12 protein-coding genes are annotated in these 15,159 nt (G+C 66.6%); all 12 read right to left on the minus strand.

Going from position 1 to position 15,159, the window contains the following annotated elements; translation table 11 throughout:
* Position 1: 1 nt before the first annotated feature.
* Positions 2 to 1,225, minus strand: coding sequence for a chorismate synthase (aroC, locus tag K9D12_RS10385; RefSeq protein WP_223060164.1), 1,224 nt, complete (start codon positions 1,223 to 1,225; stop codon positions 2 to 4).
* 8 nt (positions 1,226 to 1,233) lie between these two features.
* Positions 1,234 to 2,073 carry a shikimate dehydrogenase gene (locus tag K9D12_RS10390; RefSeq protein WP_223060172.1) on the minus strand — a complete coding sequence of 280 codons (840 nt, stop codon included), beginning with the start codon at positions 2,071 to 2,073 and terminating at the stop codon, positions 1,234 to 1,236.
* Positions 2,073 to 3,341 carry an endolytic transglycosylase MltG gene (mltG, locus tag K9D12_RS10395; protein WP_156170416.1) on the minus strand — a complete coding sequence of 423 codons (1,269 nt, stop codon included), beginning with the start codon at positions 3,339 to 3,341 and terminating at the stop codon, positions 2,073 to 2,075. The genes K9D12_RS10390 and mltG overlap by 1 nt, the downstream gene beginning before the upstream one ends.
* A complete protein-coding gene (gene ruvX / locus K9D12_RS10400; RefSeq protein WP_223060165.1) occupies positions 3,334 to 3,846 on the minus strand; it encodes a Holliday junction resolvase RuvX in 513 nt (170 codons plus the stop codon). The genes mltG and ruvX overlap by 8 nt, the downstream gene beginning before the upstream one ends.
* 16 nt (positions 3,847 to 3,862) lie before the next feature.
* Positions 3,863 to 6,577 carry an alanine--tRNA ligase gene (gene alaS, locus K9D12_RS10405; protein WP_223060166.1) on the minus strand — a complete coding sequence of 905 codons (2,715 nt, stop codon included), beginning with the start codon at positions 6,575 to 6,577 and terminating at the stop codon, positions 3,863 to 3,865.
* Between the two features lie 106 nt (positions 6,578 to 6,683).
* Positions 6,684 to 7,061 (minus strand): DUF948 domain-containing protein, encoded by a 378-nt coding sequence (locus tag K9D12_RS10410; protein WP_047312684.1) that lies wholly within the window; start codon positions 7,059 to 7,061, stop codon positions 6,684 to 6,686.
* 153 nt (positions 7,062 to 7,214) lie between these two features.
* The gene (locus K9D12_RS10415; protein WP_047312683.1) at positions 7,215 to 8,261 is read right to left on the minus strand and encodes an ABC transporter ATP-binding protein; all 1,047 of its coding nucleotides are present in this window, start codon (positions 8,259 to 8,261) and stop codon (positions 7,215 to 7,217) included.
* Positions 8,258 to 9,586, minus strand: a complete 1,329-nt coding sequence (locus tag K9D12_RS10420; protein WP_225911157.1) for an ABC transporter ATP-binding protein — start codon at positions 9,584 to 9,586, stop codon at positions 8,258 to 8,260. The genes K9D12_RS10415 and K9D12_RS10420 overlap by 4 nt, the downstream gene beginning before the upstream one ends.
* Positions 9,587 to 9,597: 11 nt before the next feature.
* Positions 9,598 to 10,614 carry an ABC transporter permease gene (locus K9D12_RS10425; RefSeq protein WP_047312682.1) on the minus strand — a complete coding sequence of 339 codons (1,017 nt, stop codon included), beginning with the start codon at positions 10,612 to 10,614 and terminating at the stop codon, positions 9,598 to 9,600.
* A 125-nt stretch (positions 10,615 to 10,739) separates the two neighbouring features.
* On the minus strand, positions 10,740 to 12,455 hold the full coding sequence (locus tag K9D12_RS10430) for an ABC transporter substrate-binding protein (RefSeq protein ID WP_225911158.1): 1,716 nt from the start codon (positions 12,453 to 12,455) through the stop codon (positions 10,740 to 10,742).
* A gap of 84 nt (positions 12,456 to 12,539) precedes the next feature.
* Positions 12,540 to 13,529 (minus strand): ABC transporter permease, encoded by a 990-nt coding sequence (locus K9D12_RS10435; protein ID WP_047312680.1) that lies wholly within the window; start codon positions 13,527 to 13,529, stop codon positions 12,540 to 12,542.
* Positions 13,530 to 13,783: 254 nt separating this feature from the next.
* Positions 13,784 to 15,145, minus strand: a complete 1,362-nt coding sequence (locus K9D12_RS10440) for a replication-associated recombination protein A (protein WP_047312679.1) — start codon at positions 15,143 to 15,145, stop codon at positions 13,784 to 13,786.
* Between the last annotated feature and the right edge of the window lie 14 nt (positions 15,146 to 15,159).

Genomic DNA, 15,159 nt, shown 5'->3' on the forward strand with positions numbered 1-15,159 from the left:
GTCACTCCCACGTCGTGAGGAGCTCAGGGATGTTCGCCAGGTAGCTCTCGTAGTTGCGGCGCGTCTCGGCGACGCTGTCGCCACCGAACTTCTCGACGCAGGCCTCGGCCAGGACGAGGGCGACCATGGCCTCGGCCACCACGCCGGCAGCGGGCACCGCGCACACGTCGGAGCGCTGGTGGATGGCCGTTGCGGCCTCACCGGTGGCGAGATCGACCGTGGCCAGGGCGTGCGGCACCGTCGAGATGGGCTTCATCGCGGCACGAACCCGCAGCACGTCACCGGTGGACATGCCACCCTCGGTGCCACCGGCACGGTTCGTGCGACGGCGGATGACGCCGTCGGTGCGCTCCATCTCGTCGTGGGCCTCGGAACCACGACGGCGCGCGGTGGTGAAGCCGTCACCGACCTCGACTCCCTTGATGGCCTGGATGCCCATGAGGGCACCCGCGAGACGCGAGTCGAGGCGGCGGTCCCAGTGAACGTGCGAACCGAGGCCGGGCGGGAGGTTGTACGCGCAGACCTCGACGACCCCGCCGAGGGTGTCGCCCGACTTCTTCGCCGAGTCGATCTCCGCGACCATCGCCGCGGAACCGTCCTCGTCGAGGGTGCGCACCGGGTCGGCGTCGAGGCGGGCCACGTCATCGGGGCCGGGCAACGCAGCGTCATCGCTGACGGCCGCCGTGCCGACCGCAACGGTGTGGCTGACGAGGCGAATGCCGTAGGCCTGCTCGAGGAAGCGCGCTGCGATCTCGCCGAGGGCGACGCGGGCCGCCGTCTCACGGGCCGAGGCGCGCTCGAGCACGGGGCGGGCGTCGTCGAAGCCGTACTTCTGCATGCCGACGAGGTCCGCGTGCCCGGGGCGCGGACGCGTGAGCGGCCGGTTGCGGGCGATCTCCTTCTCGGCGTTGACGTCGTTGGACGCCGCGTAGGCCTCGGCCTCGACGGGGTCGGGAGCCATGACGGTCTCCCACTTGGGCCATTCGCTGTTGCCGATCTGCAGGGCGAGCGGAGAACCCAGCGACACCCCGTGGCGCAGGCCGCCGATGAACGTCACGACGTCCTGCTCGAACTTCATGCGCGCGCCGCGCCCGTAGCCGAGGCGGCGGCGGGCAAGGGCGTCGGCGATGTTCTGGCTCGTGACCTCGACACCGGCCGGAAGGCCCTCGATGACGCCCATGAGGGACGGGCCGTGCGACTCACCTGCGGTCAACCAACGAAGCATGCCGGTCATCATTTCACGGCGTCGGAGGCCGCCTGCATCATGTCCGCAATGGGGGCGGGCGTTGCCGTGAAGAGTTCGAACTGTGCGGCGGCCTGATGGACGAGCATGTCGAGTCCGTTGACGACCGTGGCACCGCGCTCCTGCATGACCTGCGCGAGGCGCGTCGGCCAGTCGGCGTACACGACATCGAGCACGTAGGGCCCGGCCGCCGGCCCGATGCGCAGCGAAGGCGCGTCGACGAGGCGGTCGGCGACGACGTCGGCCCCGCCCTGCGGAAGCGTGGAGACGACGAGCAGACAGCGACCGACGAGGGCCGGCACCTCGTCCGCGTCCTGGCGGACGACCTGTGCGTCGATCCCGAGCTTGTCGGCGAGGGCCAGGGTTTCGGGACGTGCCGTGGTTCGCACGACGAACGTCACGTCGCTGACACCGAGCTCGGCCAGAGCCGCGATGTCGGCGCGAGCCGTGGCGCCCGAGCCGAGAACGACCGCGTGCTGGGTGCCCTCGCACCCCGCACCGCGCAGGGCACCGACGACTCCGGCGACGTCCGTGTTGTCGGCATGCCAGCCGTCGTCCGTACGCACGAGCGTGTTCGCCGCGCCGACGCCCCTGGCGAGCGGCGTGGCCGTCGCGGCGGCCGCCAGGGCGGCCTCCTTGCACGGCATCGTCACCGAGAGGCCGTGGACATCGGCGTCGAGTCCGGCGAGGAACTCGGGCACCTCGTCAGCCGTCACCTCGGCGCGGCCGTACGACCAGTCGGTGAGGCCGGCCACCCGGTAGCCCGCCTCGTGGATGACAGGCGAGCGCGAGTGACCGATCGGCGAACCGATGACGAGCGCCCGAGGCATCAGCACTTACCAGGGTTCTTCTGGCACCACTCGCGGAACTTCTTCTCGTTCTCGAGCTGCTGGTCGTAGGTCTCCGAGAAGAGCGTCTCGCCCGTCTCCTGGTTGACCGTGACGAAGTACTTCCACGGGCCGGGCGTCGGGTTGGCTGCCGCCTTGATCGCCGCGGCACCGGGGCTGTTGTACGGCGTCGGCGGCAGACCCTTGTGCTTGTACGTGTTGTACGGGCTGTCGCTCTGACGGTCTTCGTTACTCGTCGTCACCGTGCCGCGCTTGTGAATGATGTAGTGCACGCTCGAGTCCATCTGCAGGGGCATGTCCTCGTCGAGGCGGTTCTCGATGACGCGGGCGACCTTGCCGTCGTCAGCGCCGGCCGGCGACTCGGCCTGCACGATGCTGGCCTTGGTCAGCACTTCCTGGAGCTGGTCGGCGCGAACGTCGAGCGAGTTGAGCTGGTCCTTGGTGTTCTTCACCATGGCCTGCAGTTGCTCCTTGGCCGTCATCGACTTGTCGAAGTCGTAGGTCGAGGGGAACAGCCAGCCCTCGAGCTTGCCGTTCATCGACTTGGGCAGGCCGAGCTGGTTGGCGGTGACCTTCTCGTACTCACTCACCGGACGACCGCTGCCCTTGGAGAGCTTGGCGAAGATCTCGCTCTGCCACAGACCTTCCTGAATGACGATGCCGCCGCCGACGCGGTTCTTCGGGTCCTGCAGGGCCGTCAAGGCGGACTCGGCGCTCTGCTTCTTGCGCAGCTTGTAGGTACCCGGGGTGAGGTTGACCTTCGGGTTGGCAGCCATGGCCTCGACGAACGCGGACGTCGACTTCGTGACGCCGGCCTCGACCAGGGAGGAACCGATCGTGCTGCCGGCGTCGCCCTTGTTGATCTTCACCTCGACGGTCTCGTCCTCACCGGCGCCGTCGTAGTCGCCACCCTGGCTCTGGAACGAGGGCAGGCCGAGGCCGAGAGTCCGCCAGGCGAACGTTCCGCCGACCAGGACGAGAAGGAGGGCGAGAACGAGGGGAACCATGCCGCGGCGACGGTTCGGGTTGTAGTCGACCGACGTCTCCCCCGCCTCACGACGACGCTCCGCTTCGCGCAGTGCCTCGTCGCGGTCGCGTCGCTCACGACGCGTCATGGCCGGATTCTTGCGGGCCTTGGGCAACGCGGCGCGAGTCTGCGCTCCGCGCTCTCCCTCACGACGCACGGCCTGGCTCGGGTCGACCTCGTCCTCGGCGCGGCCGAAGAGTCGATCTCGGGGCGAACTACCCATGGTGCGAGCCACCTTCTTTCGTCGTGCGCCGGGCGCGGGGTTTGCGCCCACCGACCTCGGCCCCGGGGGGCCGGCCGGTTCCGCGCTCGGTGTCGAGCGCAGCTTGCAGGATGAGCACCGCCGCCTGTTGGTCGACGTGCGTGCGGTGCTTACGTCCCGCCACCCCGCTCTCGTGCAGGGCACGGTGTGCGGTCACCGATGTTAGACGTTCGTCGACGAGAACCACGCGAAGCTGCGGCCGAAGGCCCTTCAGCGTGTTGGCCCACGCCCGGGCCGCCGCCGTGGACGCAGTGTCCTGGCCCTTCATGTTGAGGGGCAGCCCGACGACGACCTCGAGCGCCTGAGCCTCGTCGGCCGCTTCCGCGACGGCGACGACGTCCTTGTTCGTCGACTCCGCTCGAGCGAGCGTGCGGATCGGGGTGGCCATGATGCCGGAGGGGTCACTGGCCGCCAGGCCGACACGTACCGTGCCGACGTCGACGCCCAGTCGCACTCCGGTTCTCATGGCCACCCCGCCCGTATCAGTTCGTGACCGTGCGGCCGACGGTGTGCTCGACCTCGGCGAGCGCCTCGCCGAGCTTGGAGGCATCCTGGCCACCGCCCTGGGCGAGATCCGGCTTGCCGCCGCCACCGCCGCCGAGGACACCGGCCGCGACCTTGACGAGGTCACCGGCCTTGACGCGCCACTCGCGTGCAGGGGCGTTCGTCGCCACGACGACGACCGGACGGCCCTTGCTCACACCACCGACAGCGACGACGGCCGGCGAGGAGTCACCGAGCTTCGAGCGCAGGTCCATAGCGAGGGTACGAGCCGAGTCACCGTCGAGCGAGTCGTCGTGATGCGAGACGAAACGGACGCCGAAGACGTCCTTCGCGTTCTCGACGAGCGAACCGGCCGCGGCGGCCATCTGCTGCTGCTTGAGGCGGCTGATCTCGCGCTCGGCGTCCTTGATGCGGGTGAGCATCTCGGAGATCTTCTCCTTGAGCTCACCTGGCTGCGCCTTCGTCATCGACGTGAGGTCGGCGACGAGGGCGCGCTCCTTGGCGAGGTAACGTAGGGCGTCGATGCCGACGAAGGCCTCGAGGCGCCGCACTCCGGAACCGACCGACGACTCGCCCGTGAGGGACAGTGCACCCACCTGCGAGCTGTGGGCGACGTGCGTACCACCGCAGAGTTCACGCGACCAGGGGCCGCCGATCTCGACGACGCGCACCTGCTCGTCGTAGGTCTCGCCGAAGAGGGCCAGCGCGCCCCACTTCTTGGCCTCGGGCAGCGTCATGTACTGCGCGGAAACCGGCAGGTCGCGGCGCACCGCGAGGTTCGCCACCTCTTCGATCTCGCTGCGGGTCTCGGGCGAGAGCGCCGAGTTCCACGCGAAGTCCAGACGCAGGTAGCCGGGCTTGTTGTACGAGCCGCTCTGGAGCGCGGACGGGCCGAGCACCTCGCGCAGGGCAGCGTGCACGACGTGCGTGCCCGAGTGCGCCTGGCACGCGGAGATTCGCCACTCGGGGTCGACCTTCGTCTGCACACCCTCGCCGACGCGCACGGGGCCGTCGAGCACCTCGACGGTGTGCGCGATGAGGCCCTTGACCGGGCGCTGCACGTCGATGACCTTGAGTCGGCCACCGGGTGTGACGATGATGCCCTCGTCGGCGATCTGACCACCGGACTCGGCGTAGAACGACGTGCGGTCGAGCACGATCTGACCATTCTGGCCCGGCTCGAGCTCCTCGACAGCCGTACCGCCGGAGACGAGACCGCGCACGGTCGCCTCGGCCTCGAGGCCGTGGTAGGCGAGGAACTCCGTGGCGCCCTGCTCGCGCAGCTGCGTCCACACGGCGACGTCACCGTGACCGGTCTTCTTCGCCTTGGCATCGGCCTTGGCACGCTCGCGCTGCTCGGTCATGAGGCGACGGAAGCCCTGCTCGTCGACGCTGACGCCCTGTTCGGCCGCCATCTCGAGCGTGAGGTCGATCGGGAAGCCGTACGTGTCGTGGAGGCTGAAGGCCTTCTCCCCCGACAGCACCGGCGCAGCACCGGAGCCTTCGCTCGACGTCGCCTGCTTGGCCTTGTTCACCGCGGTGTCGAGGATCGTCGTGCCCTGTACGAGCGTGCGGCGGAACGCCTCTTCCTCGGCGTAGGCGATCTGTGAGATGCGCGCGAAGTCCGTCTTCAGTTCCGGGTACGACTGCGACATGCGCTCCATCGAGATCGGGAACAGGTGCGGCAGGGCCGGGTCGGCGTAGCCGAGCAGGCGCATCGCGCGCACGGCGCGGCGCAGCATGCGGCGCAGCACGTAGCCGCGCCCTTCGTTGCCGGGCGTGACGCCGTCACCGATGAGCATGAGCGAACTGCGCACGTGGTCGGCGACCACCCGCAGGTGCACGTCGTCGGGGTGGCTGCTGGCCGACGACTGGCCCGAGTGCGCGCCGTAGCGCTTGCCGGTCATCTCGGCCGCCATGTCGAGGACGGGGTAGACCTCGTCGATCTCGTAGAGGTTGTCGACGCCCTGCAGCAGCGACGCCATGCGCTCCAGACCCATGCCCGTGTCGATGTTGCGCTTCGGCAGTTCCCCGGCGACGTCGAAGTCAGCCTTGCTGCGCACCTGCGACAGTTCGTACTGCATGAAGACGAGGTTCCAGATCTCCATGTAGCGGTCCTCGTCGACCGCCGGGCCGCCCTCGGTGCCGTACTCGGCGCCGCGGTCGAAGAAGATCTCCGAGCAGGGGCCACCGGGCCCGGGCACGCCCATGCTCCAGTAGTTGTCGTTGGCGTCACGACGCGTGATGCGCTTCTCATCGACGCCCACGACGTTCTTCCAGATCTCGAAGGCCTCGTCGTCGCTCTCGTACACCGTCGGCCACAGGCGGTCGGCATCGAGTCCGTAGCCGCCGGCGCTCTGGTCGGTCGTCAGCAGTTCCCAGGCGAACTTGACGGCGTCTTCCTTGAAGTAGTCGCCGAAACTGAAGTTGCCGTTCATCTGGAAGAACGTGCCGTGACGGCTCGTCTTGCCGACCTCTTCGATGTCACCGGTGCGAACACACTTCTGGACGCTCGTGGCACGCGTGAACGTGGGCGTCTGCTGGCCGAGGAAGTACGGCTTGAAGGGCACCATGCCCGCGTTGACGAACAACAGGTTCGGATCGTCGTAGACGAGCGGGGCGCTCGGCACGACCGTGTGGCCCTTGCTCTCGAAGAACTGCAGCCAACGGCGCCGGATCTCGGCGGTTTCCATCAATCGCCCTCACTGGTAGGTGTCGTACGGGTGTGCGTCCGCCATCATCCCATGCGCGACGGGAGTTCGAGTGCCCCCACCGGCGCGGGTCGCGAGGCGCAGCGGGTCAACGCTGCCTCGTCACGCTCCCTGAGGTCTTCCCGCTCATCGCCTGCTTGATGCCGTAGCCCACCGAAGCGACCTTGAGCATCGGCCGACCGACGGTTGCCACGGTGAGCGAGGTCAGCGCGTTGAGGTTGTTGGACATGGTCGCAAGGTTGGCGGTGATGGCGTCGAGTCGTTCGATCTGGCCGTTCGTCGCGGAAACGGTGTTCGTCATCTCGGTGATGAGCGGCAGGGTCTCGTCGCTCACCTTCCGCACAGCGGCGCTGGCCTCGTCGAGAACGGCGCCGGCCTTGTTGATGACGCCGCCGAGGCGCCACACGAGTACGGCGAACGCCACCGCCGCAATGAACCCGGCGATCTCACCCACGGAAACGCTCATCTCGTCACACCCCTTCTTCCGCGCCCATTATGACCGCACACGTCACAGCCCTCCCGCGCGGGAGCGGGAGGGCTGGACGCGCACAGTGCGCAAATCTATTGAGCTGAGTCGGCCACCGATGTGGCCGCGCGGCACTGACCGATCGACCCCACGTCACACGACGTCGGTGCGAACCTCCGGGAAGTGGCAGGCGACGCGGTGGCCCGGCGCCACCTCGGTGGCCTCGGGCTCGACCTGGGCGCACAGGTCCTGAGCCTTGGGGCAACGCGTGCGGAACACGCAACCCGACGGCGGGTTCTGCGGGCTGGGCAGGTCGCCCTTGAGCAGGATGCGCTCACGCTTGCCCTTGAGCGTCGGGTCCGGAATCGGCACAGCCGAGAGCAACGCGTGCGTGTAGGGGTGCTGCGGCCGCTCGTAGAGCGTGTCGCGATCCGCGTCCTCCATCACCTTGCCCAGGTACATGACGATGACGCGGTCGGAGATGTGACGCACGACGGACAGGTCGTGTGCGACGAAGACGTACGCCATCTTGTCGCTCTCCTGGATCTCCTCCAGCAGGTTGACGACCTGAGCCTGGATCGACACGTCTAGCGCCGACACCGGCTCGTCACAGACGATGACCTGCGGCTTGAGCGCGATGGCTCGGGCCACACCGATGCGCTGACGCTGACCACCCGAGAACTCGTGCGGGTAACGGTTGTAGTGCTCGGGGTTGAGGCCGACGCGCTCCATGAGTTCCTGAACCGCGTTCTTCACACCCCCCTCGGGCTTGACGCCCTGGATGTCGAACGGCGCTGCGATGATCTTGCCGACCGTGTGACGCGGGTTGAGCGAGCCGTGCGGGTCCTGGAAGACCATCTGCAACTCACGACGGATGCGACGCAGGTCGCCGCCCTTGAAGTTGGTGATGTCCTCACCGGCGAACTCGATGGTGCCGCCCGTGGGTTCGAGGAGCTTGAGCATCGTGCGCCCGGCGGTCGACTTGCCACAACCCGACTCCCCCACCAGCCCGACCGTCTCGCCGCGGCGGAGGACGAGGTCGATGCCGTCGACAGCCTTGACGGGGTTGTCGGGGCGACGGATGAGGCCCGCTTTCTTCTGCGGGAAGTGCTTCTGAAGGCCGCGGACACGCAGCACCTCTTCACCGACGGCGACCTGCTTGGCGCCCTCGACGGTGTTCTCCTGTGCGGGGGTGGTCATGCGTCGTCTCCCAGCTTGGTGGAGCCGTGGGCCTCGACGGGTCCAGCGGCGGCGGGGGTGTCCATGGTGCGGGCCTGCGCCGGCTTCATGTGCTCGGCCTTCTGCTCCTCGGTGAGGAAGCAGCGGGCCTGCTGATCACCGAACGTGTAGAGATCCGGCATCTCGGTGTCGCACCGGCTGCCCGGCACCAGGTGCCTGAACGCGCAGCGGGGAGCGAACGAGCATCCCTTGGGCAGGCTGATGAGCGACGGCGGGTTTCCGGGGATCGGGTCGAGCTTCTCGCGGCGGGCCTCGTCGAGGCGCGGCATCGAGTTGAGCAGCCCAACGGTGTACGGGTGCTGCGGCTTAGCGAAGGTGTCGTAGACATCTCCGCGCTCGACCGGGCGGCCCGCGTACATGACGAGCAGGTCGTCGGCGACGTCGGCAACGACGCCGAGGTCGTGCGTGATGATGATGATCGCCGACTTGAACTCCTGCTGGAGGTCCAGCATGAGGTCCAGAATCTGCGCCTGGACCGTCACGTCGAGCGCCGTGGTGGGCTCGTCCGCGATGAGCAGCTTGGGGTCGTTGACGAGCGCCATGGCCGTCATCGCGCGCTGACGCATACCGCCGGAGAACTCGTGCGGGTACTGGTCGACGCGCTTCTGCGGGGACGGGATGCCGACACGGGCGAGCATCTCGATGGTGTGCTCGCGAGCTTCCTTCTTCGAGGCCTTCGGGTGGTGAACCTTGTAGGCCTCGATGATCTGCGCGCCGACCGTGTAGTACGGGTGCAGCGCCGAGAGCGGGTCCTGGAAGATCATCGACATCTTCTGGCCGCGCAGTTCGCGAAGGCGGTCTTCCTTGATGGTGAGCAGGTCGTCACCGTCGAAGTCGATCTGGCCACTGATCTGCGCGTTGGTTCCGCGGTTCAGACCGAGGATTGTCGTACTCGTGACCGACTTGCCCGAACCGGACTCACCGACGATGCCAAGGGTCTGGCCCTCGTAGAGGTCGAAGCTCACACCGTCGACCGACTTGACGACACCGTCGTCGGTCGGCCAGTGGACCTTGAGGTCGCGCACCGACAGCAGCGGACGGCCGGACTTGTCGACGACCTTCTTACCGGGCTTCTCAGCCGAAGCGGTGAAGCGCTCCTGTGCGTGCTTGGCGTCACCGGCGCCCACCTTGGCAGCGGCGGTGGCGACAACGTCCCCGGCCTTCGACACTGCGGCCTCGGCCGCGTCCCCGACCTTGTCGGTGACGCTCCGTGAGTCACTGCCGAGTTGACGGGCGTTCGAGTTGGGCGTCGAACCGCCGGAGTTCTTCTTGAGCTTGTCAAACATGCGGTTCTCCCTCATCCCAGCTTCACGCGCGGGTCCACGACCGCGTAGAGCACGTCGACGACGATGTTCATCACGATGACGAGCGCCGACAGGACGACGACAATACCGACGTTCATGGGCAGGTCCGGAACGAGCGTCGAGTTGACGACCAGCTTGCCCAGACCGTCGTAGTTGAAGACCGATTCCGTGATCGGTGCACCGCCGACCAGGACGGCGAAGTCGATACCGGCCATCGTCATGATCGGGGTGACGGCAGCACGCATCGTGTGCTTCCACAGGATCTTGCCCTTGGCCAGACCCTTGGCCTTGGCCGTACGCAAGTAGTCCTCGCTCATGGTCTCGAGTACATAGGCACGCGTCATACGGACATATCCGGCGGCCGTGAACAGCGCCAGGGTGAGCGCCGGGAGCAGCAAACCCTTGAACCAGCCCAAGAGCCCGCCTTCTTCGATCGTGACGTACTCGGGCACTTCGACCAGGCCCCACTTGAGTGCGACGAACTGGTAGAGCAGAAGCCCCATCGCGAAGGTCGGGAAGGAGTAGAAGAACAGAGCGGTACCGACGACGGATTTGTCGACGAACGTCCCGTTCGTCAAAGCCGCGACGATGCCGAGTCCGACCCCCAGGACTATCACCAAAGTGAACGCGACGATGGCGATGGAGAACGAGATGGGGAACGCTTCCTTCACCGCGTCCGTCACGCTCTGACTTGCCAACGGGGAGTACCCGAGGCAAGGAGCCTCGCACTCGGCGATCGTCTCCGGCGCCTTCGCCTTCAGTTCGGGGTCGTCGGGGAACTCGCGCCCGGCGACTGTGCCCTTGACGAAGTCACCCCACTGAACGAGAACCGGCTTGTCGTACCCGAGGGCCTTGCGGTTCTGCTCGATGAGCTGCGGCGTGCAGTTCTTGCCGCAGGTCTGACGGGCCGGGTCCTTGCCGGCGGCGAAGAAGAGCACGAACGTCACGAGCGTGACCATGAGGAGCATGATCAGACCCGAGAAGATTCGGCGGATGACGTAGGCAACCATGAGCTTCCGGCCCTCGCGGGCTGTCCTCTCGAACGGGGAACAGGATGAGTTCGAATGCCGGTCTGCGACCGGCGAACCGGCGGGGCATCGGTGGATGCCCCGCCGGTCAGGTGGTGATCAGGCGATCACTTGGAGACGCCGATGGCACCCAGGTCGGGGTACATCGAGGTCGCCGGGTTGTTGATGTAGTTCGTCACCTTCGAGCCACGCAGGTAGTAGAACTTCTGGATCTCGAGCGGGATGTAGGCAACGTCCTCACCGAGCTTCTTGTCGATCTGCTTGTAGACCTCACCGGCCTCGTCGACGGACGTCTTCTTGGCCGCCTCGTCGATCATCTTGTTGACCTCGTCCGACTTGTAGTTGCCGTAGTCCTGGCCGTTCGACTTCTCGGTCAGGTTGAGGCGGCTGTCGAAGAGTGCCGGGATGACGGTGCTGGCCGACGGCCAGTCCGAACCCCAGCCGCCCCAGAACACGTCGCCGTCGGCCTTCGGGTTCTGGATGACGTCGTAGTACGTGTCGGTCAGACCGTTGAGCGTGACCTTGAAGCCGGCCTTCTCCCAGTTGTCCTTCATGGCGCCGGCCTGCTTGTCGGCGGTCGGCGTACCACCGGAGTAGGTGAACTTGATGTTCTTCTCGGACGCCGGAACGCCCTCGAGGAGCTTCTTCGCCTTCTCGATGTTGCCCTTCGGAACGTCCGTGAACGCCGGGTTCTTGGCGTAGGCGGTGGTCAGCGCGGGGTTGATGATCGAGTACGAGGGTGCGTAGGCCTTGTCGCCACCGCCAGCGGTGATCCAGGCGTCCTGGTTCGTCGCCGCGAGGAGGGCCTGACGGACCTTCAGGTTCTTCATCTTGTTGAAGTTCGGGACGAGGTAGTCGACGTACGGCGACTCGACGTTGACCGAGCGCTTCTGCGAGTCACCCTTGATCTGGCCGTACATCGACGGCGGGATCGCGCGGTCCGTGATGGCGGACTTGTCCTTGCCACCGTCGGCGATCAGACGCTGGTTGATGATCTCGTTCGTCAGACCTTCCTTGAACTCGATCTTGTCCGGGAGGGCCTTGCGGACGCCGTCCGTCTTGGCGTCGTAGTGCTCGTTGCGCACGAACGTACCGCCCGTGCCCTTCTTCCAGGTGCCCTGCAGCTTGTACGGGCCGTTGGAGAAGATGGCGTAGTTGCTCTTGTCGCCCTTGTCCTTGTCCTTGCGGTACGGGTCGAACGCACGCAGCGACGCGACGGCCAGGTTGAAGTCCGGCCACGCCTTGTTGAACTTGTACGTGATCGTCTTGCCCTCACACGTGACGGCCTTGTCGAACTCCGCCTGGCCTTCCTTCTTGTAGGGGCCGTTGTACGCGGGGGCGTCACCCTTCTTCGGGATGTCGAGGAAGCCGATCGCGTAGTTCGGGCCACCCGTGATGACGTCGGTGGCGAACGTGCGGCTCAGGCCGTACTTGAAGTCGGCGCAGGTGATGTCCTTGCCGTCCTCCCACTTGACGCCGTCCTTGATCGTGAACTTCCACGTCTTGCCGCCGTCCGACATCTTGCCCGTGTCGGTGGCGAGGTCGGCGACGGGCTTGTCGGCCTTGGCCTTGTCCTCCGTGACCGGGAACTGCACGAGCGAGCGGTACGTCAGGCGACCCAGGTTGGACAGGTCACGACCGATGTACATGCGCTGCGGGTCGAGGTGCTCCGCGGGGCGCTTTGTCAGGTAGTAGAGCGTGCCACCCGACCCCTCGGCGCCCGAACCCCCGGACTTGTTGTCACTCGAGCCGCCGCCACATGCAGCGAGGCCCATCGAACCAGCCACCGCCACGGCGAGGATGGAATACGACTTCTTGTTCATCGTCATCTCCTTGATGAAGCAGGATCCGCCGAGGCGATCCAACTGGCCTGACCGTTGCTGGTCAGGAGTACGGGGTGCCACGTGTCAGTGGCGGTCGGCCTTGGGGTCCAAGGCGTCGCGGAGGCCGTCACCGACAAGGTTGAAGCTCAGCACCAGCAGAGCAACAGACAGGGTCGGGGCGAAGAAGTAGAGAGCGTTGGTCTGCGCGTAGGCAACCGAGTCGTTGATGATGTTTCCCAGCGTCGGGGTGGGCGCCTTGATGCCGACCCCGAGGAACCCGAGGGCCGCCTCGGCCGAGACGAAGACCGGGAACAGCAGCGTGGAGTACACGAGCAGCGGGGCCCACAGGTTGGGCAGCAGCTCGGTGAAGTACAGGCGCTTGTTCGAGGCGCCGAGGCTTCGAGCGGCTTCGACGAACTCGCGGTTGCGCAGGGTCATGACCTGACCACGGATGATTCGCGCGAAGGTCGGCCATCCGAACAGGCCCAGGACGAGAATGACGTAAAGGCCCATCGCGACATTGCCCTTCGGAACTCCGATGTCTTCGAGGCGCGCGACCAGTGTTCCCGAAAGAGCGAGCAACATGAGCGTCTGCGGGAAACACAAGACGAGGTCGATCAAACGGCTGCACAGGAAGTCGACCTTGCCGCCGGAGAAGCCCGCGATGAGACCGATCACGAGACCGATGCTGATCGCCACGATCGTGGCGCACAGACCGACGATGACGGAGAACGTCACACCCAGCATGAGGCGGCTGAGCAGATCTGTGCCGCTACCGGGAACAACCCCCAGCAGGTGGCTTCCACTGATGCCGACCTTCGGGTTACCCGAGGAGTCGATCAACTCGCGGTGGTTCGTGAAGGGGTCGATGACGCCCATCTTGTCGAGGATCGGCGAGGCGATCGCGCACAGGATGAACAGAGCCGCGATCATCATGGCGGCGAGGGTGCCCTTGTCCTTCTTCAGGCGACCGAGGGCGATCTGCCGAAGCGAACGTCCTTCGATCTTCTTGGGGCTCTCGGACTCCGCGCCGTCGGGAGAGAAGTTCTCGACGTTCGGATCGCCGGTGACCATCGTCAAGGCTCTGCCCTTTCGGTAGCGACGCCCTGTGGGGCGCTTCGGTCCGCGCGCGAAAAACCTGTTGCGGGAAGGTGTCCCGCTGTGCGCACCCACAGATCATGCCTCAGCGAAGGTGTGATGCAAGCCTTATCGAGGCACGGTCACCAGATCGTTACTTTTCTCAGCCCATGAGACGAGGGGTTAACAAAACACGGCCAGGGGCGGAAACTCTCGCAACGTTTCTCAGCGCGGTGCATCGCCTTGCACGCTCAACGGCCGCGAATTGTCGCGCGCAGCGAGCGCCACCGCTCGCCCAGCCGTTCCTCCCAGCCGCGTGCCGTCGGCGCGTAGTAGTCCGCGTCCGCCACCAGATCGTCCGGTAGGAACTGTTGCGGCCCGACACCGGACGGTTCGTCGTGCGTGTATCGATATCCGGCCCCGTGGCCGAGCTGCGTCGCCCCGGCGTAGCCGGTACCGCGCAGATGAGGTGGCACGGCGCCTCCGCGCCCGGCACGGACATCGGCGATGGCGGCGTTGATCGCCGAGTAGGCGGCGTTCGACTTCGGAGCGAGACAGTTGTGGACGACGGCCTGGCCGAGGATGATCCGAGCCTCGGGCATGCCGATCTGCGCCACGGCGTGCATGGCGGCCACTGCGGTCTGCAAAGCCGTCGGATCTGCCATGCCAATGTCTTCACTGGCCGCGATGACGATGCGGCGTGCGATGAAGCGCGGGTCCTCCCCCGCCTCGAGCATGCGCGCGAGGTAGTGAAGTGCGGCATCGACGTCCGAACCGCGCATCGACTTGATGAGGGCCGACGAGACGTCGTAGTGCTGGTCGCCGGCACGGTCGTAACGAACAGCGGCCGCAGCCATGGCCTGTTCCACCGAGGCCAACGAGATCTCGCTCCCCCCTGCGTCCGTGGTGACGCCGGCGGCAGCTTCGAGTGCCGTCAGAGCTCGCCGGGCGTCACCCCCGGCCATGCGCACGAGATGGTCGCGCGCGTCGTCCGCGAGCGTGAACGCGCCTGCGAAACCCCGCTCGTCGGCGAGGGCACTGGCGATGACGGCGGCAACCTGCTCGTCGTCTAGCGACTTGAGCGTCACGAGGACGGAGCGTGACAACAGGGGCGCGATGACGCTAAAGCTGGGGTTCTCCGTCGTGGCCGCGACGAGGATGACGGTGCGGTTCTCCACTCCCGGCAGGAGCGCGTCCTGCTGTGCCTTGGAGAAGCGGTGGATCTCGTCGAGGAACAGCACGGTCGAGCGTCCGTACATCGCGAGGTGACGGCCAGCCTCCTCCATCGCCTGCCTCACGTCCTTCACGCCGGCGGTAATCGCGGAGAGCTCGACGAAGCGTCGGTCGGCGCTGCCCGCGGCCAGGTGCGCCAGCGTCGTTTTCCCTGTTCCCGGAGGACCCCAGAGGATCGCGCTCATCGGACCGGCAGCCCCCGATTGACCTTCGATGAGTCGACGGAGCGGCGAACCGGGCTTGAGGACGTCACCCTGCCCACGCACTTCCTCGAGCGTCCGCGGACGCATTCGAACGGCCAAGGGCGCCATGGCCCCGCTGGCTGCCGTACCGTCGCGACGTTCACCGTCGAGTTGGTTCGAGAACAGGTCATCGCTCATGCGCCCAGTCAATC

It is taken from the genome of Dermacoccus sp. Tok2021 (assembly GCF_019895135.1).
In the GTDB taxonomy this organism is placed as follows: domain Bacteria; phylum Actinomycetota; class Actinomycetes; order Actinomycetales; family Dermatophilaceae; genus Dermacoccus; species Dermacoccus abyssi.

Bases quoted from the DNA above. Each gene is read 5' to 3' on its own strand.
- K9D12_RS10425 (WP_047312682.1), bottom strand. From the start codon at position 10,614: ATGGTTGCCTACGTCATCCGCCGAATCTTCTCGGGTCTGATCATGCTC.
- ruvX (WP_223060165.1), bottom strand. From the start codon at position 3,846: ATGAGAACCGGAGTGCGACTGGGCGTCGACGTCGGCACGGTACGTGTC.
- K9D12_RS10435 (WP_047312680.1), bottom strand. From the start codon at position 13,529: ATGGTCACCGGCGATCCGAACGTCGAGAACTTCTCTCCCGACGGCGCG.
- K9D12_RS10440 (WP_047312679.1), bottom strand. From the start codon at position 15,145: ATGAGCGATGACCTGTTCTCGAACCAACTCGACGGTGAACGTCGCGAC.
- mltG (WP_156170416.1), bottom strand. From the start codon at position 3,341: ATGGGTAGTTCGCCCCGAGATCGACTCTTCGGCCGCGCCGAGGACGAG.
- K9D12_RS10430 (WP_225911158.1), bottom strand. From the start codon at position 12,455: ATGAACAAGAAGTCGTATTCCATCCTCGCCGTGGCGGTGGCTGGTTCG.
- K9D12_RS10390 (WP_223060172.1), bottom strand. From the start codon at position 2,073: ATGCCTCGGGCGCTCGTCATCGGTTCGCCGATCGGTCACTCGCGCTCG.
- alaS (WP_223060166.1), bottom strand. From the start codon at position 6,577: ATGGAAACCGCCGAGATCCGGCGCCGTTGGCTGCAGTTCTTCGAGAGC.
- aroC (WP_223060164.1), bottom strand. From the start codon at position 1,225: ATGCTTCGTTGGTTGACCGCAGGTGAGTCGCACGGCCCGTCCCTCATG.
- K9D12_RS10415 (WP_047312683.1), bottom strand. From the start codon at position 8,261: ATGACCACCCCCGCACAGGAGAACACCGTCGAGGGCGCCAAGCAGGTC.
- K9D12_RS10410 (WP_047312684.1), bottom strand. From the start codon at position 7,061: ATGAGCGTTTCCGTGGGTGAGATCGCCGGGTTCATTGCGGCGGTGGCG.
- K9D12_RS10420 (WP_225911157.1), bottom strand. From the start codon at position 9,586: ATGTTTGACAAGCTCAAGAAGAACTCCGGCGGTTCGACGCCCAACTCG.